The organism is Pseudomonas sp. BGA-UO-ETr-WB11 (assembly GCF_059567785.1).
This window is the reverse complement of the sequence record NZ_JCAQOS010000007.1, coordinates 477218-496749: the sequence shown is the minus strand read 5'-3', so window position 1 is coordinate 496749 and position 19532 is coordinate 477218. Positions and strand designations below refer to the sequence as shown.

Sequence of the window (19532 nt, the reverse complement as noted above, 5' to 3'; positions counted from 1 at the left end):
GCTGTGCGGGCTCCCAGCCGCGCCTGGAGTTGCCGCCCATGAATACAGGCCACGGCTGGAACATCCGCACCCATACGTTACTCATCAGCCTGGGCCCGGCCCTGCTGCTGACGGTTCTGCTGACCAGCTTTTTCACCTTTTCGCGGCTGCAGGACCTGCGTGATGAAAGCATCAACACAGGCCAACTGATCGCCAACCAACTGGCCACCGCCACCGAGTACGGGGTATTGACCGGTAATCCAGAAGTATTGAAAACCCTGCTGCAAGCGACTCTGCAAACACCGCAGGTACGGTTTCTGGAAGTGCGCGACCCCAATGAAAATATTTTGGTGTACGTCGAGCAGAACAAAGCTGCCGTGCTGGAAGGTTCCCAGGTGGAGTTGTTCAACGCCTCCATCCAGATGCAAGCAAACCCTACTCAGGCAGCAAACCCGGCCAGTGACCCTGGTTACCTCGGGCGCGTGGTCGTTGGCATGTCCAACGATGCCTTTAACAGCCAGCAGCAGCTGATTTTGCTCAAGGCTTCGGCCCTGGCGCTGGGCGCCCTGGTGTTGACCTTCTTATTAGCGCGACGACTGGCCAGTCGCCTGTCCAACCCCATCAGCACCATGGCGGAGGCAGTCAAAGCGATTCAGGCCGGCAATTTCCAGGCCTCGGTGCCTGAACGTGGCAATGTTGAACTGGTTGAACTGGCGCGGCATATCAACAATCTGGCCAGCGGCCTGCAACAGGCCCAGGTCGAGCAGCAGCAAGCCATCAACCAACTGATCAAAACCCGTGAAGAGGCCGAGCAAGCCAACCGGGCTAAATCAGACTTTCTGGCCATGATGAGCCATGAACTGCGCACTCCCATGAACGGTGTCTTGGGCATGTTGCAGCTGCTGGAAACCACTGAAATGAACCGGGAACAGGCCGAGTACACCGCCCTGGCCACCGAGTCCACGGAGCACCTATTAAAGGTCATCAATGACATTCTCGATTTCTCTCGGATCGAGCGCGACGCCCTGGCGTTGGAGTGCATCCCGTTCAACCTGCTGGAATTGCTCCAGAGCTCTGCTCAGGTGTTCCAGCACAGCGCCCAGCAGCGCGGCCTGCAGCTGCAACTGGAGACTCAGCCGGGTCTGGAGCAGCTCGAAGTTCAGGGCGACCCGACGCGCATTCGACAGATTCTGGTCAACCTGCTCGGCAACGCACTGAAATTCACCGAGGAAGGCAGCATTCGCGTGCAAACTCGCTGGCAACCGCTGGATGACCAGGTGCTGTGGCTAACCTGTTCGGTGCAGGACAGCGGCATCGGTATATCCCCCGAGCGCCTGGAGCACATGTTCGACGCCTTCCAGCAGGCCGACACCTCGATTTCTCGCCGCTATGGCGGCACCGGCCTGGGTTTGCCGATTGCTCGCACCCTGGCCGAACGCATGGGTGGCACCTTGAGCGCCAAGAGCGAGGCTGGCCAGGGCTCAGTCTTCACTCTGGAGATTCCACTACCGTTTCGTCAGCAAAACGCCCGCCCCATCATGCTTGAGCGTGAAGCCACAGGCGATGACAACGGTCACCTGGTCCTGTTGGTGGAAGACAACCCAGTCAATCAGACCGTGATTGAGGCCATGCTGCGCAGCCTCGGCTATCAGGTTTGCCTGGTCGGTGACGGTGCGCAAGCCCTGCACAATGCCGAGCACTTTGAATATGCGGCCATCTTGATGGACTGCCGCCTGCCGATCATGGACGGCTACGAAGCCACCCGGCAGATCCGCTTGCTTGAGGGCAAGGGGCAGCTCCCCATCATAGCCCTGACCGCCAACGCCCTGCAGGGCGACCGTGAAGCCTGCCTGGCTGCCGGTATGGATGATTATCTGGCAAAACCTTTCAAACGCGCCGATCTGCAACGAATCCTGCAACGCTGGGTGCCCCCCCGACCTTCGGAGGCTGGTCAACAGTGCTAGAGTGCCGGAAACTTGTTCCAAGACAATGCGCGCCTATAGGGCGACTGGACACAATCCGGCACATTGAGCGTACACGCGTACGCAAGGCTGTGACTTTCACCGTAACGCAACAGTCTACGACTAGGCTGCCAGCGGACATCTATGTGTATTTGCCTGGCAAAGACCTTTAGCCAAGCCCTCCCGTACGGGGATTTTGAGGAGCTCGCATGACCAAACCAAACGCCTATTCTCGGGAAGAGCTGTTGCGCTGCAGCCGCGGCGAACTGTTCGGCCCAGGAAACGCGCAACTGCCCGCCCCGAACATGCTGATGATTGACCGCATCACCCATATCAGTGAAACCGGCGGCAAGTACGGCAAAGGCGAACTGGTTGCCGAGCTGGATATCAACCCGGACCTGTGGTTCTTCGCCTGCCACTTCGAAGGTGATCCGGTAATGCCAGGCTGCCTGGGCCTTGACGCCATGTGGCAGCTGGTGGGTTTTCACCTCGGCTGGCAAGGTTGCCCTGGGCGCGGCCGCGCGCTGGGTTCAGGCGAAGTGAAATTCTTCGGCCAGGTGCTACCAACCGCCAAGAAAGTCACTTACAACATTCAAATCAAACGCACGATCAACCGCTCCCTGGTCTTGGCAATTGCTGATGGCACCGTTAGCGTCGACGGCCGTGAAATCTACAGTGCAGAAGGCTTACGCGTAGGCCTGTTCACCTCTACCGATAACTTCTAAAGGACTCCCGCATGCGTCGCGTCGTCATCACTGGCCTGGGCATTGTTTCCTGCTTGGGCACTGATAAAGACTCCGTCTCCGCCAGCCTTCGCGCTGGTCGTTCAGGCATTCGCTTCAACCCAGCCTATGCCGAGATGGGCCTGCGCAGTCAGGTTTCCGGCTCGGTTGACCTGAACCTGGAAGAGCTGATTGACCGCAAGGTTTACCGCTTTATGGGCGACGCGGCGGCCTTCGCCTACCTGTCCATGGAACAAGCGATCAAGGATGCCGGCCTCAGCGCCGAAGAAGTGTCCAGCCCGCGTATCGGCCTGGTAGCAGGCTCTGGCGGCGCCTCGACCTTCAACCAGATGGAGGCCATGGACATCCTGCGCGAGAAAGGCGTCAAGCGCGTTGGCCCGTATCGCGTACCGCGCACCATGGGCAGCACCGTATCGGCCTGCCTGGCCACGCCGTTCAAGATCAAGGGTGTCAACTACTCGATCTCCTCGGCCTGTGCCACCAGCGCTCACTGCATTGGTCACGCCATGGAGCTGATCCAGTTGGGCAAGCAGGACATCGTGTTTGCCGGCGGCGGTGAAGAAGAACATTGGAGCCAGAGCTTCCTGTTCGACGCCATGGGCGCCCTCTCCAGCAAGTACAACGACACCCCGCAAAGCGCCTCGCGCGCCTACGATGCATCCCGTGATGGCTTCGTCATCGCCGGTGGCGGCGGCATGGTGGTGGTTGAAGAACTGGAACACGCCCTCAAGCGTGGCGCGAAGATCTATGCCGAAATCATCGGTTACGGCGCCACCTCGGACGGCTACGACATGGTCGCCCCAAGTGGCGAAGGCGCTGTGCGTTGCATGCAGCAGGCGCTGTCTACCGTTAACGAGCCAATCGACTACCTGAACACCCACGGCACCTCGACTCCGGTCGGCGACGTGGCAGAAAGCCGTGGCGTGCGTGAAGTGTTTGGTGACAAGGCGCCGCTGATCAGCTCGACCAAGAGCCTGTCGGGCCACTCCCTGGGCGCCGCCGGCGTGCATGAGGCGATCTATTGCATGCTGATGATGGAAGGCAACTTCCTCGCAGCCTCGGCCAATATCGAAACCCTCGACCCCGAGATTGCCGATTTGCCGATCCTGCGCGAAACCAAAGAGAACTTCAGCGCCAATGTGGTGATGAGCAACAGCTTTGGTTTTGGCGGCACCAACGCCACGCTGGTGTTGAAACGCTGGCAGAACTGATACGCCCCGCAACACGCCTCTTGCAGCTCGCCTGACCAAGAGGCTCACCGGGTAACAGCAGAGTAATGGCTGACAACTCAGTCATTACCCTGCCACCCGTCCCCGCCCCCGCCCCCGCCTCACTGCCTTCACTAGCCCTACGGGTTGTTTGCAGCCCCAACCAGCGGCACACCCCTGACTCCGTTTTTTATTCCCGCAAGCTCAAGCGCAGGCTTTATCATTCGCTCCACGCGTCCTGCCAAGTTGATTTTGCATGAAATTCGCCATCGCCCTGTTCGCCCCGCCTCACGCGCCGTCCTCACGTCGCGCCCTGCGCTTTGCTCAGGCTGTACTGGCTGGCGGGCATGAGATCAGCCGCCTGTTTTTTTATCAGGAAGGCGTGCACAGCGCCTCGCAGACGGTGGTCACCCCGCAGGATGAACTGGACCTAAGCCGCGAATGGAGCGACTTCGTTCGTGAACAGCAACTCGATGGCGTGGTGTGCATTGCCGCCGCCTTGCGCCGGGGCGTGCTCAATCAGGAAGAAGCCGACCGCTACAGCCGCAGCGCCGCCAACCTGGGACAAGACTGGGAGCTTTCTGGCCTGGGCCAACTGCACGAAGCAGCACAATTGAGTGACCGCTTGATCTGCTTCGGAGGCCATTGAGATGGCTAAATCCATGCTGCTGATCAGCCGTCAGGCACCCTGGAGCGGCCCCGGTGCCCGCGAGGCGCTGGATATCGCCCTGGCCGGCGGCGCCTTCGACCTGCCACTGGCCTTGCTGTTTCTCGATGATGGCGTACTGCAATTGTGCCCGACGCAACAACCGGCCCAACTGCAACAGAAAGACCTGACTGCCAACCTGCAGGCCCTGCCACTGTTTGGTGTTGAAGCCCTGTATGCCAGCAGCCGCAGCCTGCAGGAGCGCGGCCTGGACCCGCTGACCCTGAACCTGGCGGTAGAACCCCTGGACGATCAGGCCATCTGCGCCCTGATTGGCCGTTACGACCTGGTGATGACACTCTGATGACCACCTTGCACCTGCTTGCCCACTCGCCCTTCACCGACAGCCGCCTTAGCAGTTGCCTGCGCCTACTCGGCAGCCACGACGGCCTGCTGCTCAGCGGCGATGCGGTGTATGCGCTGCAACCCGGCACCGCCCAGCGCCACGCACTGGAACTGATGCCGGAAAGTATCGCCCTGTTCGCCCTCGACGAAGACCTGCAGGCGCGTGCGCTCAGTGGGCTGCCCAGTCGGGTCAAACGCCTGGATTATCCGGCGTTTGTCGAACTGACCCTCAGCTACGCCAAGGTCAACAGCTGGCTATGAGTGCCCTGCAAGTGAACGGCCAGAGCATTGCCCTGGATAAAGAGGGCTACCTGCTCGACCTCAACGACTGGTCACCCGCGGTAGCAGAAGCCCTGGCCGCACGCGAAGAGTTGCACCTGAGCGCCGAGCACTGGGAAGTGCTGCAACTGCTGCGTACGTTTTACACCGAGTATCAACTGTCACCCGCGACCCGCCCGCTGATCAAGTACGTCGCCCTGCACCTGGGCGCCGACAAGGGCAACAGCCTGCACCTTAATCGCCTGTTCAAGGGCACTCCCGCCAAGCTGGCGGCCAAGCTGGCTGGCCTGCCAAAACCGACGAATTGCCTATGAACCTGATCACTCCCGCTGAACACCCCTTTGCCCACTTCGTGCGCATCCTTGGTAAAGGCAAACGCGGCGCCCGCGATCTGACCCGCGAGGAGGCACACGAGGCCATGGGCCTGCTGCTCGACGACAAGGTCGAAGACACTCAGCTCGGCGCCTTCTTGATGCTGCTGCGGCACAAGGAAGAAAGCGCCGAAGAAATGGCCGGCTTCGCCGAAGCCGTGCGCGAACGCTTGCAGGTACCGCGCATCGCAGTCGACCTCGACTGGCCCAGTTACGCCGGTAAGAAGCGTCACTTGCCCTGGTACCTGCTGGCGGTCAAAGCCCTGGCCGCCAGCGGCGTGCGCATTCTCCTGCATGGCGGTGGCGCCCACACCGCCGGACGCATGTACAGCGAACAGCTGATTGCCCTGCTGGACATTCCCCTGTGCCGTGACTGGGACAGCGTGGCCCAGGCGCTGGATCAACAGCACCTAGCCTTTATCCCGCTGGGCGATTGGGCACCGCAGCTGCAGCGAATGATCGACCTGCGCAACATTCTTGGCCTGCGCTCGCCGATCCACTCACTGACCCGCATTCTCAACCCCCTACAAGCCCGCTGTGGCCTGCAGAGTATTTTCCATCCCGGCTATCAGGTGACCCACCGCGCCGCCAGCCAGCTGCTGGCGGACAACACCATCGTGATCAAAGGCGAAGGCGGTGAGATCGAGATCAATCCCGATGCCGTCAGCCACCTGTATGGCACCTGCGGCGGCGTGGATTGGGACGAAGAATGGCCGGCGCTGTCAGCGCTGCGGCATGTCAAACCCGAGCAATTGGACCCGGAGCATTTGCTCGCGGTTTGGCTGGGCAAAACCGAGGACGCCTATGGCCACCTGGCCGTGATTGCCACCATGGCCCTAGCCCTGCGCGGGCTGGGTGAAACCCGCGAAGCGGCATTCGCCCACGCCGAACAGCTCTGGCAACAGCGCCTGGGCTAACGCTCGTCAGTCCTGGAGTGCCAGGACTGATTTGGCGACTACTCGCGGCTTTGAGCGCCTTCGAACCAGGCGAGTTTTTCCCGCAGGGTCACCACCTCGCCGACGATCACTAGGGTCGGCGCACGCACCTGCTGCTGCGCCAAGAGCTCAGGCAGGCTGGCCAACGTGCCGGTGTAGACCCGCTGCTGCTGGGTAGTGCCCTGCTCGATCAGCGCCACCGGGGTTTCTGCTGCGCGGCCGTGGGCGATCAGCTGAGTGCAGATCTGCGGCAAACCCACCAGGCCCATGTAGAACACCAACGTCTGCCCCGGCGCGACCAGGTCGCGCCACGGCAGGTCACAGCTGCCATCCTTCAAGTGGCCGGTCACGAACCGCACCGATTGGGCGTGATCGCGATGGGTCAGGGGAATCCCGGCATAGGCGGCGCAACCACTGGCGGCGGTAATGCCCGGCACCACCTGAAAGGGAATGCCCTCGGCTGCGAGCTCCTCGATCTCTTCGCCGCCACGGCCGAAGATAAACGGATCGCCGCCCTTGAGGCGTAGCACCCGCTTGCCCTCTTTCGCCAGCGTCACCAGACGCTGATTGATTTCGTCCTGCGGCAGCGCATGCTCGGCGCGGCGTTTACCGACATAGATACGTTCGGCATCGCGGCGGCACAGCTCAACGATGGCCGGCGCCACCAGGCGGTCGTAGAGCACCACATCGGCCTGCTGCATCAGGCGCAAGGCGCGAAAGGTCAGCAAATCAGGATCGCCAGGCCCGGCGCCAACCAGGTAAACCTCGCCCAGCTGCCGCGGTGCGGCGCCGGCGATTTTCTCTTCCAGCAGACGTTCACCTTCATGCAACTTACCGGCAAATACACTCTCGGCGATCTGCCCCTGAAACACGTCCTCCCAGAACACCCGGCGCTGCTGCACATTGGGAAACAACGCTTTGACTCGCGCGCGGAAGCGCTTGGACAACCCCGCCAGCTGGCCATAGGTAGCCGGAATCCAGGTCTCGATCTTGGCCCGAATCAGGCGCGCCAGCACCGGTGCATCACCGCCACTGGTAATGGCGACGATCAACGGCGAGCGGTCGACGATGGCCGGAAAAATCACGCTGCACAGCTTCGGCGCATCCACCACATTGACCGGCACCCCCAACGCCTGGGCCTGCACCGATATTTGCGCATTCAGCGGCTCATCATCGGTGGCGGCGATGACCAGGCAGATGTCCTGCAGGTCGTCGGCCTGATAGCCGCGCAACTGCACAGAACCCTGGCTGCGCAGGGCCAGCTCAGTCAGCTGCGGATCAATCTCGGGAGCGACTACTTTCAGCGCTGCACCGGCATCCGCCAGTAAGCGGCCCTTGCGCAGCGCCACCTCGCCACCACCGACCAGCAACACGTTGCGGCCCTTGAGGTTGTGAAACAGAGGAAGGAAATCCATGGGCCAGTCTCGTGATCGGTTAAAACAAAACGGGGCGGCTCTGGCCACCCCGTAGTTCACTGCGCGGCTGCTCAGCCGATGACTTCAATCCCAGCCATATAAGGTTTGAGCACCTCCGGCACGCGGATCGAACCGTCGGCCTGCTGGTAGTTCTCCAACACAGCCACCAGGGTGCGACCCACGGCCAGGCCGGAGCCGTTGAGGGTGTGGACCAACTCTGGCTTGCCGGTTTCCGGGTTACGGTAGCGGGCTTGCATCCGGCGGGCCTGGAAATCGCCGCAGTTGGAGCAGGAGGAAATCTCGCGGTATTTGTCCTGGCTCGGCACCCATACTTCCAGGTCGTAGGTCTTCACTGCGCCGAAGCCCATATCACCGGTGCACAGCGCCAGCTTGCGATAAGGCAGCTCGAGCAACTGCAGCACGCGCTCGGCGTTGGCAGTCAGGCTTTCCAACGCTGCAAACGATTGGCTTGGCTCGACGATCTGTACCATCTCGACCTTGTCGAACTGGTGCTGACGGATCATGCCGCGCGTGTCACGGCCAGAGGCGCCGGCTTCACTGCGGAAACATGGGGTGTGCGCCACCAGCTTCATTGGTAGTTGCTTAGGGTCAAGAATTTCGCCGGCAACGATATTGGTCAGCGACACTTCAGCGGTAGGGATCAGGTACAGATCCGCCTCGCCTTCACGGCTGATCTTGAACAGGTCTTCCTCGAACTTCGGCAGCTGGCCAGTGCCTTGCAGCGCCGGCGCCTGCACCAGATAGGGCGTATAAGCTTCTTCGTAGCCGTGCTCTCCGGTGTGCAGGTTAATCATGAATTGCGCCAGGGCGCGGTGCATGCGGGCGATGGGGCCACGCAGCAAGGCAAAGCGCGCGCCGGAGAGCTTGGCGGCGGTTTCAAAATCCAGCCAGCCATGCTGCTCGCCGAGGGCGACGTGATCCTGAATCGGGAAATCAAAGCTGCGTGGCGTGCCCCAGCGCGAGACTTCAACGTTACCGTCTTCATCGGCCCCTACCGGCACCGACTCGTGCGGCAAGTTGGGGATGTTCAGCAGCAGGTTGTCCAACTCGACCTGGATGCTTTCTAGCTCGCGTTTGCCTTCTTCCAGGTCGCTGCCCATGCGATCGACTTCGGCGAGCAAAGGCGCGATGTCTTCGCCACGCTGCTTGGCCTGACCGATCGACTTGGAGCGGGCATTGCGCTCGGCCTGGAGTTGTTCAGTGCGGGTTTGCACGCTCTTGCGTTGCGCCTCAAGGGCTTCGAAACGCACCACGTCGAGCTGGAAGCCTCGGCTGGCAAGGCGTTCCGCTACTTCGTGGAGCTGCGCACGTACGAGTTTGGAGTCGAGCATGGTGGTGGTCCCAAAAAATCTGAATTGAACGCGCCGACAAGGGCGCAATGCCGCGCAGTTTACGGATTCTGCGCCGGCAAGCCGAGTGTTTTATCAGTTACAGGCGTGCCAGGGACATCCCCAGCCAGGCCGCCAGCAGGCCGCCCACTACGCTGCTTAACAGGTAGCCAGCAGCCACGCCGAACTGGCCAGCCTCCAGCAGACGCAACACTTCCAGGCTGAAGCTGGAAAAGGTGGTCAAGCCACCGAGTACGCCCACCGTTAAGCCGGTGCGCAGGACCAGGGGCAAATCGCTACGCAGGAGAAAATAAGCCGAGAGAAAACCGATAAGGAAACAGCCCACCAGATTGACCGCAAAAGTGGCCAGGTAGTAATGCCGTGGCCACTGCGTCACAACCCAGCTACTGGTGAGAAAACGCAGCACCGAGCCAACAGCACCGCCGACGGCGACTGCCAGAGCGACCTGGATCATGACTTACTCCTTTGCCGTGGGCTCTGCTGATCAAGGGCAGCCAAGTACTTCAGCTTTTCGCCAATTTTCAGCTCTAAACCGCGCGGCACTGGCTGGTAATAGCGGCGACCCAGCAGTTGCGCCGGCAGGTACTCTTCGCCCGCGGCATAAGCTTCGGGCTCGTCGTGGGCATAGCGATACTCATCGCCATAACCCAGTTCTTTCATCAATTTGGTCGGCGCGTTGCGCAAGTGCAGCGGCACTTCCAGCGAGCCATGCTCGGCCGCTTCACGCTTGGCCTGGTTGAAGGCGTTGTACACCGCGTTGCTTTTCGGTGCACAGGCCAAGTACACAATCGCCTGGGCCACGGCCAGTTCACCCTCGGGGCTACCCAGGCGCTCTTGCACATCCCAGGCATTCAGGCAAAGGGTCAGGGCCCGCGGATCGGCATTGCCGATATCTTCACTGGCCATGCGCACCACCCGGCGGGCGATATACAAGGGGTCGCAGCCACCGTCGAGCATGCGTGCGAACCAGTACAGCGCACCGTCCGGACTGGAACCACGCACGGACTTATGCAGCGCAGAAATCTGGTCGTAAAAGGCCTCGCCGCCCTTATCAAAACGCCGACGACTGTCGCCCAGCAAGTTCTGCAGCAGCTCGACGCCGATTTCGCTGGCGTCTTCGGCCAGGTCTGCGGCGTTTTCCAGCAGATTGAGCAAGCGCCGGCCATCACCATCGGCGGCGGCCAGCAACATCTGAAAACTCGCCTCGGGCAAGCTCAGCTGGCGTTTGCCCAAGCCCTTGTCCTCACTCAAGGCGCGCTGCACCAACTGACGCATGGCCGCCTCATCCAGGCTTTGCAGGACATACACCCGCGCACGCGAGAGCAAGGCGTTGTTGAGTTCGAACGAGGGGTTTTCCGTGGTGGCGCCGATAAAGATCAGCGTGCCGTCTTCCACGTAAGGCAGGAAGGCATCCTGCTGCGACTTGTTAAAACGGTGCACTTCATCGACAAACAGAATGGTCCGTCGGCCATATTGTGCCGCTTGCTGTTTGGCGATTTCTACCGCCTGACGGATCTCCTTGACCCCCGAGAGCACCGCCGAAAGGGTTTCGAAGTGGGCCTCGGAGACTTCCGCCAGCAGGCGAGCCAGGGTGGTTTTACCCACCCCAGGCGGGCCCCAGAAGATCATCGAATGCAGCGCGCCCTGCTCCAGCGCCTCACGCAGTGGCTTGCCCGGCGCCAACAGGTGCTGCTGACCGACATACTCCTGCAGGTTGGCGGCCCGTAAACGGGCAGCCAGCGGTTGAGCAATCGGCGTGCTGCGAAACAGATCCATGGCGGCGGTGACAACCCTCTCGACGGCGAACGCTTATTCTTCGATCACGTCAGCGTCGGCCGGCGGCTGGAAGCTGAACTGCGCGGCATCCATGGGCTGATTCATCTTCACGCTGAGAAACAGGATATTGGTGCGCTGGCCGGAACCATCGATCAGCTGCATGTCGTTGATCACACCATTGCGAAACGACAGGCGCAGGTTATCGAACAGGCTGTCTTTGGCCTTGGGCTTGAGGATGAAGTCGACCACACTGCCGCCTTCCTTGTGGCTGATCTCGAAGTTGTCGCTGATCTTCGACACGTCGCCGGACAGCAGCAAGGCCGGGGTATGGGTCAGGCGCTGATCGAGGGTCTGGATGGTCACCTGATTGAGATCAGGGTCGAACAGCCAGACCTTCTGGCCATTGGAGACGAGCAACTGCTCCTGAGGCGCATCGGTGTGCCAGCGGAACAGCCCAGGACGCTTGAGCGACAGTTCACCAGCGGTTTCCTGCAACTGGGTGCCGGAGCCGTCCAGGGTCAGTTGCGAGAAGCGCGCGGTCAGGGTCTGCGCCTGACTGAGCAGGTGGGTCAGACGAGCCACGGCGGCGGCATCATCGGCCTGGGCCGGAAGAGTGACCAGGGCCATAACAGCCAACAACAGCATGCGAAAAGCGCGCATGGAAATCCTCTTGGAGTGAGAAAACTAAAATCAGTCGCGAACCGGACTCGGTGCTATGACCTCACGGGAGCCGTTTGTGTTCATTGAAGTCACCACACCGGCCATTTCCATGGCTTCGACCATGCGTGCGGCGCGGTTGTAGCCGATCTTCAATTTACGCTGCACAGCGGAAATCGATGCACGGCGACTTTCCAACACAAAGTTGACGGCCTCGTCATAGAGCGGATCAGACTCGCTACCCTCACCGCCCTCGCCACTGCCGCCACCGTCAAAGCCACTGCCGGACTCTTCCACGCCAGCCAGAATGTCTTCGATATAGTCCGGCGAGCCGCGCAGTTTCCAGGCCTCAACCACGCGATGAACTTCTTCATCGGAGACAAACGCGCCATGCACACGAATCGGCAAGCCAGTGCCCGGCGGCAGGTACAGCATGTCGCCATGGCCGAGCAGTTGTTCGGCGCCGCCCTGGTCGAGGATGGTGCGCGAGTCGATCTTGCTGGAGACCTGGAAGGCCATACGGGTGGGAATGTTGGCCTTAATCAAACCAGTGATCACATCCACCGACGGGCGCTGGGTGGCGAGAATCAGGTGAATACCGGCAGCCCGCGCCTTTTGTGCGATCCGCGCGATCAGTTCTTCAACCTTCTTGCCGACGATCATCATCATGTCGGCAAATTCGTCGACCACTACCACGATGGTCGGCAGGGTTTTCAGCAGCGGCGCTTCGTCGTGAATGCTTTCGCGCTTGTACAGCGGATCGCTCAACGGCGTGCCGGCTTCCTCAGCGTCTTTGACCTTGCGGTTGAAGCCGGCCAAGTTACGCACGCCCATCTTCGACATCAGCTTGTAGCGCCGCTCCATCTCGGCGACGCTCCAGCGCAGGGCGTTGGCCGCCTCTTTCATGTCGGTGACGACCGGGCAAAGCAGGTGCGGAATGCCCTCGTAAATCGACAGTTCAAGCATTTTCGGGTCGATCATGATCAAGCGCGCCTGCTCCGGCGTGGACTTGAACAGGATCGACAGGATCATCGCGTTGACCCCCACCGACTTACCAGACCCCGTGGTACCCGCCACCAGCAGGTGCGGCATCTTGGCCAGATCGGTAATCACCGGACGGCCGCCGATATCGTGGCCAAGGGCCAGGGTGACTGGCGATTTAGCTTCGTCGTACTCCGGCGAAGACAGCACTTCGGAGAAGCGCACGATCTGCCGGTCTTCGTTGGGGATTTCGATACCGACGGTGGTCTTGCCGGGGATCACTTCGACTACCCGCACGCTGATGATCGCCATCGAGCGCGCCAAGTCCTTGGCCAGGCCGGAAATTCGGCTGACTTTGATGCCAGGCGCCAACTGAATCTCGAAACGGGTGATCACCGGGCCCGGATGCACCGACTCGACCATCACCTCAACACCGAACTCCTTGAGCTTGATCTCCAGCAGCCGAGACATGGCTTCCAGTGACTCAGGGGAGAATTTCTTCTGCACTTTCTCGGCCACATCCAGGATCGAGATGGGCGGCAAGCTGCCTTCCACCGCGCTGTCGGTGAACAACGGCGCCTGTTTCTCCTTCAGCACCCGCTTGCTCTGTTCGGCGGCTTTCGGCGGAGCTGGCGGGGTGATGACCGGCGCAGGGCGGCTCTCGCGCTCGCTCATGTGCTTACTCAAGGACTCTTCGCGTTCGATCAGGCGCTCTTTGACCTTGGCCTGCTCGCGACGGTCCAGCGGCGCGGCCATATTGCTGACGCGCTCATCCACTTCCCGCAACTTGGTGGCCAATTGCTGGCGCTCAACGCGAGAGTTCCACCAGCGATTGATGGCGCTGTGGATCAGCTCAAACAAGTCGAGGGTGATCTTACCGGTCACATCCATAACCTTGAACCACGACAAATCGCAGAACACGGTCAACCCAAACAGAAACAGACTGATGAACAGCAAGGTGCTGCCTTGCACGTTCAGCGAATCAAGCGCCAGCTGACCCAGGCTTTCGCCCAAGGCACCGCCCGCGGATGCCGGCAGATTGCCGCCATTATTGAAGTGGATAAAGGCCAGGGCCGAGCCTGAGAGCACCAGAAACACCAGGCCGATCATGCGCCAGGAAAACAGCCAGCCGCTCCAGTCAAAGGCCTGATGGCGCTGGCGGAATACCTGCCAGGTCTTGGCTGCCAGCAACAGGGGAAACAGATAGGCGAAATAGCCCAGGGCCACAAACAGGATGTCGGCACACCAGGCGCCAACGGGGCCGGCAGCGTTCTGCACCTGGGCGACATTGCTGTCGTGGCTCCAACTGCGATCACTTTTGTCGTAACTGAGAAGCGCCATCCAAAGGATCAAGCAAAGCGAGCCGAGCGCAAGCAATGCCCCTTCCTTGAGGCGGTAGTGCAGCTGCTGACGCCAAACGGGCGTCTGCGCTGGAGGAGTCGTGCTGTTCTTCAAAACGCTTAATTTCCTGCGCCTGGGGCGGCCCTGACCAATGTTTGACCGCCGATTGCGCTGCATTGTACGGCTTTAGTGACGTGATGACATGCCGCCGGAAGCGCCTGCAGTGCATTTTGCCGGCCTCTCCCGCTTCGGTGTAGCATAGCCACCAGCACCCCTGTGAGCGGCTCAATTGGAGCACGCATTCTCTTTTGTGACAAAGGCTTATGAGGTCTTTTTATGAGCGAAGTCAAGCATTCACGCCTGATCATCCTGGGCTCAGGCCCCGCCGGTTACACCGCTGCGGTGTACGCTGCCCGCGCCAACCTCAAGCCCCTGGTTATCACCGGCATGCAGGCTGGCGGCCAACTGACCACCACGACTGAAGTGGACAACTGGCCGGGCGACGTTGAAGGCCTGACCGGCCCGGCACTGATGGAACGCATGCAAAAGCATGCTGAGCGTTTCGATACCGAAATCGCTTACGACCACATTCATACCGCCGAGCTGCAGCAACGTCCTTTCGTGCTCAAAGGCGACAGCGCCACCTACACCTGCGACGCCCTGATCATTGCCACTGGCGCCTCGGCCCAGTACCTCGGCCTGCCATCGGAAGAAGCCTTTGCCGGCAAGGGTGTCTCCGCCTGCGCCACCTGCGATGGCTTCTTCTATCGCAACCAGGTGGTCGCAGTGGTCGGCGGCGGCAATACCGCCGTTGAGGAAGCCCTGTACCTGGCCAACATCGCCAAGGAAGTGCACCTGATCCATCGCCGCGACAAGCTGCGCTCGGAGAAAATTCTCCAGGACAAGCTGTTCGAGAAAGCCGCCAACGGCAATGTGCGCCTGCACTGGAACCAGAGCCTCGACGAAGTCCTGGGCGATGCCAGCGGCGTTACCGGCGTGCGCCTGAAGGACACGCTCAACGGTGAAACCTCCGAGCTGGCCCTGGCCGGCGTGTTTATTGCCATCGGCCACAAGCCCAACACCGAGCTGTTCGTCAACCAGCTGGAGATGCGCGACGGCTACCTGAGCGTGCGCGGCGGCAGTGAAGGCAACGCCACTGCTACCACCATCCCAGGTGTCTTTGCTGCGGGCGACGTGGCTGACCACGTTTACCGCCAGGCCATTACCTCTGCCGGCGCTGGCTGCATGGCGGCACTGGATGCCGAGAAGTTCCTCGACGACAATTAAGTCGTCTCGGCGGGCGCCTGGCGCCCGCCTCCCCTCCCCCTGCTGGCATCCCTCCTCATGCTGACCTGGCTGCAGCGCGATTCATTGAATTTCCCGCCACTAAATCGCGCCTTGCGCGAGCCCAATGGGCTGTTGGCCGCGGGCGGCGATCTCAGCCCTGCGCGGCTGATTCAAGCATACCGGCACGGCTGCTTCCCCTGGTTTCAAGATGGCCAGCCGATTCTCTGGTGGTCCCCCGACCCGCGCACCGTATTGTTCCCTGAGGAACTGCACGTATCGCGCAGCCTGGAGAAATGCCTGCGCCAACAGCGCTACAAGGTCACCCTCGACCAGCAATTCAGCCGCGTGATCCAAGCCTGTGCTGCACCGCGCACCTATGCCGACAGCACCTGGATCACCACACCCATGCAGGCGGCCTACTTGCAGCTGCACGAGCAAGGTATTGCCCATTCCGTCGAGGTTTGGCAAGACGAGGAGCTGGTCGGCGGCCTCTACGGCCTGGCCATGGGCCAGCTGTTTTTTGGCGAATCCATGTTCAGTCGCGCTGACAACGCCTCCAAGGTGGGCTTTGTCACCCTGGTTAGGCAGTTGCAAGATTGGGGTTTTCGCCTGATCGACTGCCAGATGCCCACCCAGCACTTGCATAGCTTCGGTGCCCGCGCCATTTCACGGGACGCCTTTGCTGAGCACTTGCGCAACGACCTGGACCTGCCAACAAGCGCTAATTGGCGTGCCTGGTCGGGTGCGACCAGCTGACATACACTTAAAACGCACGCATCCCGCGAGACCTAACCATGACCGAGTTGGCGCGACTCAAGTTTTATGCCACTCAAGCCCATCCCTGCAGCTACCTGCCGACAGAACAGGCCACCACCCTGTTTCTCGACCCCAGCCAGCCCATGGATGCGCAGGTTTATGCCGAACTGTCAGAAGTCGGTTTCCGCCGCAGTGGCGACCACTTGTACCGCCCGCACTGTCAGAATTGCTCCGCCTGCGTACCCGCACGTCTACCCGCAGCCGATTTCACCCCCAATCGCCAGCAAAGGCGCATCCGCAGCCGCAATGCCGACCTGCAGGTCCAAGCCGCGCGCCCGACCTTCAGTGAAGAATATTACGACCTGTACGCCAGCTACATCGAACAACGCCACGCGGATGGCGACATGTATCCGCCCAACCGCGAGCAGTTTTCGACTTTTTTGGTTCGCGACCTGCCCTTTTCACGCTTTTACGAATTCCGCCTAGACGGACGCCTACTCGCCGTGGCGGTCACCGACGTGTTACCCAACGGCTTATCAGCGGTTTACACCTTCTACGATCCAGATGAAGAACATCGCAGCCTGGGGCGCTACGCCATCCTCTGGCAAATCGCCGAAACGGCCCGCCTGGGCCTCCACGCGCTCTACCTCGGCTACTGGATCAAGAACTGCCGAAAGATGAATTACAAGACGCAATACCGCCCCATTGAACTCTTTGTCAATCAACGCTGGGTGATACTCACCTGAAGCCCTTGGCGTACGCGGCCTTTTTCGGGCACAATGCACGCCGCTTTTGCCTGGCGCCAGTTGCACCGGGCCACTCATTTGTATACCGAGGGCTTTACTGCATGTCGAAAGAAGACAGCTTCGAAATGGAAGGCACTGTCGTCGACACCCTGCCCAACACCATGTTCCGTGTGGAGTTGGAAAATGGGCACGTCGTTACTGCGCACATTTCCGGCAAGATGCGCAAAAATTACATCCGCATCCTCACCGGCGACAAAGTTCGTGTTGAGCTGACCCCTTATGACTTGAGCAAAGGCCGCATTACTTACCGCGCTCGCTGATCAAGCCCTAATAAAAAACGCCCGGCTAGCCGGGCGTTTTTTATTGCCTGGCAAAAAGCCTCAGGCCATTTCCACCGTCGTTTCATAATCGAAAGTCAGCTCCCCAGAGCTCACATCGATATGCACGACACCGCCATGCTCGGCCAGCTCACCGAAGAGAATCTCTTCCGCCAACGGACGTTTGATCTTGTCCTGAATCAAGCGTGCCATCGGCCTGGCGCCCATTTGCGCATCGTAACCACGCTCCGCCAACCAGCAGCGCGCAGCGTCGCTAACCTCAAGCTGCACATGTTTGTCCTCAAGCTGCGCCTGCAACTCGGTGAGAAACTTGTCGACGATGCTTTTGATCACCTCATGGTTGAGGCGACCAAACTGGATGATGGTATCCAGGCGATTACGGAACTCCGGCGTAAAGCCCTTCTTGATCACTTCCATGGCATCCGAAGAGTGATCCTGATGGGTGAAGCCAATCGACGCCCGCGCTGCAGTTTCTGCACCGGCATTGGTGGTCATGATCAGAATCACATTGCGGAAGTCCGCCTTGCGGCCATTGTTGTCGGTCAAGGTGCCGTGATCCATCACCTGCAACAGCAGGTTGAAGACTTCCGGATGGGCCTTTTCGATTTCATCGAGCAGCAACACACAGTGCGGCATTTTCGTGATGGCTTCAGTCAACAGGCCACCCTGGTCAAAGCCGACGTAGCCCGGTGGCGCACCAATCAAGCGTGAAACCGTATGCCGCTCCATGTACTCAGACATGTCAAAGCGCACCAGTTCAATACCCATGGCCCGCGCCAGCTGACGCGCCGCCTCGGTCTTGCCAACACCGGTTGGCCCAGCAAAGAGGAACGAACCCACCGGCTTATCCGGCGACTTGAGCCCGGCCCGCGACAATTTGATCGCGGTGGCCAGTGAATCGATCGCGGCATCCTGGCCAAACACAGTCAATTTCAGATCGCGTTCTAGGTTGCGCAGCAACTCCTTGTCGGAGCTGGTGACATGTTTTGGCGGAATCCGCGCGATCTTGGCGACGATGTCTTCAACCTGGGCCACCTCGATGCGCTTCAGCCGCTTAGCTTCAGGCTGCAGGCGCTGGTAGGCCCCTGCCTCGTCGATGACGTCAATGGCCTTGTCCGGCATGTGCCGATCATTGATGTAGCGCGCAGCCAGCTCCGCAGCGGCCCGCAACGCCTCATCGCTGTACTCGATGTGGTGGTGTTGCTCAAAACGCGCGCGCAAGCCCCGCAGGATGCCCACGGTGTCTTCAACTGACGGCTCGCTAACATCCACCTTTTGAAAGCGCCGCGCCAAGGCCCGGTCTTTCTCGAAGATGCCGCGAAACTCCTGAAAGGTGGTTGAGCCAATGCAGCGAATCTCACCCGAGGAGAGCATCGGCTTGAGCAGATTGGACGCATCCATCACTCCGCCGGAGGCCGCACCTGCACCGATAATGGTGTGAATTTCATCGATAAACAGAATCGCCTGAGGACGCTTGCGCAGCTCATTGAGCAACGCCTTGAAGCGCTTCTCGAAGTCGCCGCGGTATTTGGTCCCCGCCAGCAATGCGCCCAGATCCAGGGAATACACGACGCTTTGAGCCAGCAGGTCCGGCACCTGATTGTCGACAATGCGCTTGGCCAGCCCCTCAGCAATGGCGGTTTTACCCACGCCGGCCTCACCCACCAGCAACGGATTGTTTTTCCGGCGACGGGCCAGGATCTGCGCCACCCGCTCAACTTCCGTCTCGCGCCCAACCAGCGGATCTATACGACCCTGGCGAGCTAACTCGTTAAGGTTGGTGGCATAGGCATCCAGCGGGTTACTCGACGAGGCCGTGTCAGCGCCCTCTTCATCCTGCATTTCTTGCTCGCCATCATGGGCATCGCCATGGCCTGGAACCTTGGAAATGCCATGGGCGATGTAATTGACCACATCAATGCGCGCAACACTTTGCTGCTTGAGCAGAAACACAGCCTGGCTTTCCTGCTCGCTGAAAATCGCCACCAGCACATTGGCGCCGGTAACCTCGCGCTTGCCAGAGCTTTGCACGTGGAAAACAGCACGCTGCAGGACACGCTGAAACCCAAGCGTTGGCTGAGTTTCGCGCTCTTCATCGTGAGCAGGGATAAGGGGTGTGGTGGAATCAATAAACTCACGCAGATCGTGCCTGAGCTTGTCCAGATTGGCACCGCAGGCGCGCAGAACCGAAGCAGCAGCTTCGTTGTCCAGCAAGGCCAGTAATAGATGCTCAACCGTCATGAATTCATGACGCTTGGTGCGTGCCTCCTTGAAGGCGAGATTGAGGGTAACTTCGAGCTCTCGATTTAACATGCTTCACCTCTTACCCAAGTGGCCG

At 60.4% G+C, this 19532-nt stretch carries 19 protein-coding genes; 12 read left to right on the top strand and 7 right to left on the bottom strand.

Going from position 1 to position 19532, the window contains the following annotated elements:
• Nucleotides 1-38: 38 nt before the first annotated feature.
• The 8 genes from AC56DI_RS13085 (at nucleotide 39) to AC56DI_RS13050 (ending at nucleotide 6509) form a co-directional block, all read left to right on the top strand.
• Complete coding sequence (locus tag AC56DI_RS13085) at nucleotides 39-1943, top strand: ATP-binding protein (RefSeq protein ID WP_496346537.1); 1905 nt, start codon at nucleotides 39-41, stop codon at nucleotides 1941-1943.
• 206 nt (nucleotides 1944-2149) lie between these two features.
• Nucleotides 2150-2665, top strand: a complete 516-nt coding sequence (gene fabA, locus AC56DI_RS13080) for a 3-hydroxyacyl-[acyl-carrier-protein] dehydratase FabA (protein WP_324517770.1) — start codon at nucleotides 2150-2152, stop codon at nucleotides 2663-2665.
• An 11-nt stretch (nucleotides 2666-2676) separates the two neighbouring features.
• Complete coding sequence (gene fabB / locus AC56DI_RS13075; RefSeq protein WP_496346536.1) at nucleotides 2677-3894, top strand: beta-ketoacyl-ACP synthase I; 1218 nt, start codon at nucleotides 2677-2679, stop codon at nucleotides 3892-3894.
• A gap of 253 nt (nucleotides 3895-4147) precedes the next feature.
• A complete protein-coding gene (gene tusD / locus AC56DI_RS13070; protein ID WP_324517768.1) occupies nucleotides 4148-4540 on the top strand; it encodes a sulfurtransferase complex subunit TusD in 393 nt (130 codons plus the stop codon).
• A 1-nt stretch (nucleotide 4541) separates the two neighbouring features.
• A complete protein-coding gene (gene tusC / locus AC56DI_RS13065) occupies nucleotides 4542-4901 on the top strand; it encodes a sulfurtransferase complex subunit TusC (RefSeq protein ID WP_496346535.1) in 360 nt (119 codons plus the stop codon).
• The gene (gene tusB / locus AC56DI_RS13060; RefSeq protein WP_496346534.1) at nucleotides 4901-5203 is read left to right on the top strand and encodes a sulfurtransferase complex subunit TusB; all 303 of its coding nucleotides are present in this window, start codon (nucleotides 4901-4903) and stop codon (nucleotides 5201-5203) included. Before tusC ends, tusB begins: the two co-directional genes overlap by 1 nt.
• On the top strand, nucleotides 5200-5535 hold the full coding sequence (locus AC56DI_RS13055; protein WP_496346533.1) for a TusE/DsrC/DsvC family sulfur relay protein: 336 nt from the start codon (nucleotides 5200-5202) through the stop codon (nucleotides 5533-5535). Before tusB ends, AC56DI_RS13055 begins: the two co-directional genes overlap by 4 nt.
• Nucleotides 5532-6509: a glycosyl transferase family protein gene (locus AC56DI_RS13050; protein ID WP_496346532.1), complete on the top strand. Its 978-nt coding sequence runs from the start codon at nucleotides 5532-5534 to the stop codon at nucleotides 6507-6509. Before AC56DI_RS13055 ends, AC56DI_RS13050 begins: the two co-directional genes overlap by 4 nt.
• 38 nt (nucleotides 6510-6547) lie before the next feature.
• Here the strand turns inward: AC56DI_RS13050 and cysG are convergent, their stop codons facing one another.
• From cysG to ftsK, 6 genes are all read right to left on the bottom strand, one after another.
• A complete protein-coding gene (gene cysG, locus AC56DI_RS13045; RefSeq protein WP_496346531.1) occupies nucleotides 6548-7942 on the bottom strand; it encodes a siroheme synthase CysG in 1395 nt (464 codons plus the stop codon).
• A 71-nt stretch (nucleotides 7943-8013) separates the two neighbouring features.
• Nucleotides 8014-9294: a serine--tRNA ligase gene (serS, locus tag AC56DI_RS13040; protein WP_496346530.1), complete on the bottom strand. Its 1281-nt coding sequence runs from the start codon at nucleotides 9292-9294 to the stop codon at nucleotides 8014-8016.
• A 97-nt stretch (nucleotides 9295-9391) separates the two neighbouring features.
• Nucleotides 9392-9766 (bottom strand): fluoride efflux transporter CrcB, encoded by a 375-nt coding sequence (gene crcB, locus AC56DI_RS13035; protein WP_496346529.1) that lies wholly within the window; start codon nucleotides 9764-9766, stop codon nucleotides 9392-9394.
• Entirely contained in the window at nucleotides 9763-11088 is a 1326-nt protein-coding gene (locus tag AC56DI_RS13030) for a replication-associated recombination protein A (RefSeq protein WP_496346528.1), read from the bottom strand. Before AC56DI_RS13030 ends, crcB begins: the two co-directional genes overlap by 4 nt.
• A gap of 33 nt (nucleotides 11089-11121) precedes the next feature.
• Nucleotides 11122-11748 (bottom strand): outer membrane lipoprotein periplasmic chaperone LolA, encoded by a 627-nt coding sequence (lolA, locus tag AC56DI_RS13025; RefSeq protein WP_496346527.1) that lies wholly within the window; start codon nucleotides 11746-11748, stop codon nucleotides 11122-11124.
• A gap of 30 nt (nucleotides 11749-11778) precedes the next feature.
• The gene (gene ftsK, locus AC56DI_RS13020; protein ID WP_496346526.1) at nucleotides 11779-14244 is read right to left on the bottom strand and encodes a DNA translocase FtsK; all 2466 of its coding nucleotides are present in this window, start codon (nucleotides 14242-14244) and stop codon (nucleotides 11779-11781) included.
• A gap of 159 nt (nucleotides 14245-14403) precedes the next feature.
• Between ftsK and trxB the strand changes: the two genes are divergently transcribed.
• From trxB to infA, 4 genes are all read left to right on the top strand, one after another.
• Nucleotides 14404-15354: a thioredoxin-disulfide reductase gene (gene trxB, locus AC56DI_RS13015; protein WP_496346525.1), complete on the top strand. Its 951-nt coding sequence runs from the start codon at nucleotides 14404-14406 to the stop codon at nucleotides 15352-15354.
• Between the two features lie 57 nt (nucleotides 15355-15411).
• Nucleotides 15412-16110, top strand: coding sequence for a leucyl/phenylalanyl-tRNA--protein transferase (gene aat / locus AC56DI_RS13010; protein ID WP_496346524.1), 699 nt, complete (start codon nucleotides 15412-15414; stop codon nucleotides 16108-16110).
• Between the two features lie 38 nt (nucleotides 16111-16148).
• Nucleotides 16149-16856 carry an arginyltransferase gene (locus AC56DI_RS13005; RefSeq protein ID WP_496346523.1) on the top strand — a complete coding sequence of 236 codons (708 nt, stop codon included), beginning with the start codon at nucleotides 16149-16151 and terminating at the stop codon, nucleotides 16854-16856.
• A 101-nt stretch (nucleotides 16857-16957) separates the two neighbouring features.
• On the top strand, nucleotides 16958-17176 hold the full coding sequence (gene infA / locus AC56DI_RS13000; RefSeq protein ID WP_002553999.1) for a translation initiation factor IF-1: 219 nt from the start codon (nucleotides 16958-16960) through the stop codon (nucleotides 17174-17176).
• A 60-nt stretch (nucleotides 17177-17236) separates the two neighbouring features.
• Here infA and clpA read toward each other — a convergent pair whose 3' ends face one another.
• On the bottom strand, nucleotides 17237-19507 hold the full coding sequence (gene clpA, locus AC56DI_RS12995; RefSeq protein ID WP_496346522.1) for an ATP-dependent Clp protease ATP-binding subunit ClpA: 2271 nt from the start codon (nucleotides 19505-19507) through the stop codon (nucleotides 17237-17239).
• Nucleotides 19508-19532: the final 25 nt, after the last annotated feature.

Bases quoted from the DNA above. Each gene is read 5' to 3' on its own strand.
- AC56DI_RS13085 (WP_496346537.1), top strand. From the start codon at position 39: ATGAATACAGGCCACGGCTGGAACATCCGCACCCATACGTTACTCATC.
- fabA (WP_324517770.1), top strand. From the start codon at position 2,150: ATGACCAAACCAAACGCCTATTCTCGGGAAGAGCTGTTGCGCTGCAGC.
- fabB (WP_496346536.1), top strand. From the start codon at position 2,677: ATGCGTCGCGTCGTCATCACTGGCCTGGGCATTGTTTCCTGCTTGGGC.
- tusD (WP_324517768.1), top strand. From the start codon at position 4,148: ATGAAATTCGCCATCGCCCTGTTCGCCCCGCCTCACGCGCCGTCCTCA.
- tusC (WP_496346535.1), top strand. From the start codon at position 4,542: ATGGCTAAATCCATGCTGCTGATCAGCCGTCAGGCACCCTGGAGCGGC.
- tusB (WP_496346534.1), top strand. From the start codon at position 4,901: ATGACCACCTTGCACCTGCTTGCCCACTCGCCCTTCACCGACAGCCGC.
- AC56DI_RS13055 (WP_496346533.1), top strand. From the start codon at position 5,200: ATGAGTGCCCTGCAAGTGAACGGCCAGAGCATTGCCCTGGATAAAGAG.
- AC56DI_RS13050 (WP_496346532.1), top strand. From the start codon at position 5,532: ATGAACCTGATCACTCCCGCTGAACACCCCTTTGCCCACTTCGTGCGC.
- cysG (WP_496346531.1), bottom strand. From the start codon at position 7,942: ATGGATTTCCTTCCTCTGTTTCACAACCTCAAGGGCCGCAACGTGTTG.
- serS (WP_496346530.1), bottom strand. From the start codon at position 9,294: ATGCTCGACTCCAAACTCGTACGTGCGCAGCTCCACGAAGTAGCGGAA.
- crcB (WP_496346529.1), bottom strand. From the start codon at position 9,766: ATGATCCAGGTCGCTCTGGCAGTCGCCGTCGGCGGTGCTGTTGGCTCG.
- AC56DI_RS13030 (WP_496346528.1), bottom strand. From the start codon at position 11,088: ATGGATCTGTTTCGCAGCACGCCGATTGCTCAACCGCTGGCTGCCCGT.
- lolA (WP_496346527.1), bottom strand. From the start codon at position 11,748: ATGCGCGCTTTTCGCATGCTGTTGTTGGCTGTTATGGCCCTGGTCACT.
- ftsK (WP_496346526.1), bottom strand. From the start codon at position 14,244: ATGCAGCGCAATCGGCGGTCAAACATTGGTCAGGGCCGCCCCAGGCGC.
- trxB (WP_496346525.1), top strand. From the start codon at position 14,404: ATGAGCGAAGTCAAGCATTCACGCCTGATCATCCTGGGCTCAGGCCCC.
- aat (WP_496346524.1), top strand. From the start codon at position 15,412: ATGCTGACCTGGCTGCAGCGCGATTCATTGAATTTCCCGCCACTAAAT.
- AC56DI_RS13005 (WP_496346523.1), top strand. From the start codon at position 16,149: ATGACCGAGTTGGCGCGACTCAAGTTTTATGCCACTCAAGCCCATCCC.
- infA (WP_002553999.1), top strand. From the start codon at position 16,958: ATGTCGAAAGAAGACAGCTTCGAAATGGAAGGCACTGTCGTCGACACC.
- clpA (WP_496346522.1), bottom strand. From the start codon at position 19,507: ATGTTAAATCGAGAGCTCGAAGTTACCCTCAATCTCGCCTTCAAGGAG.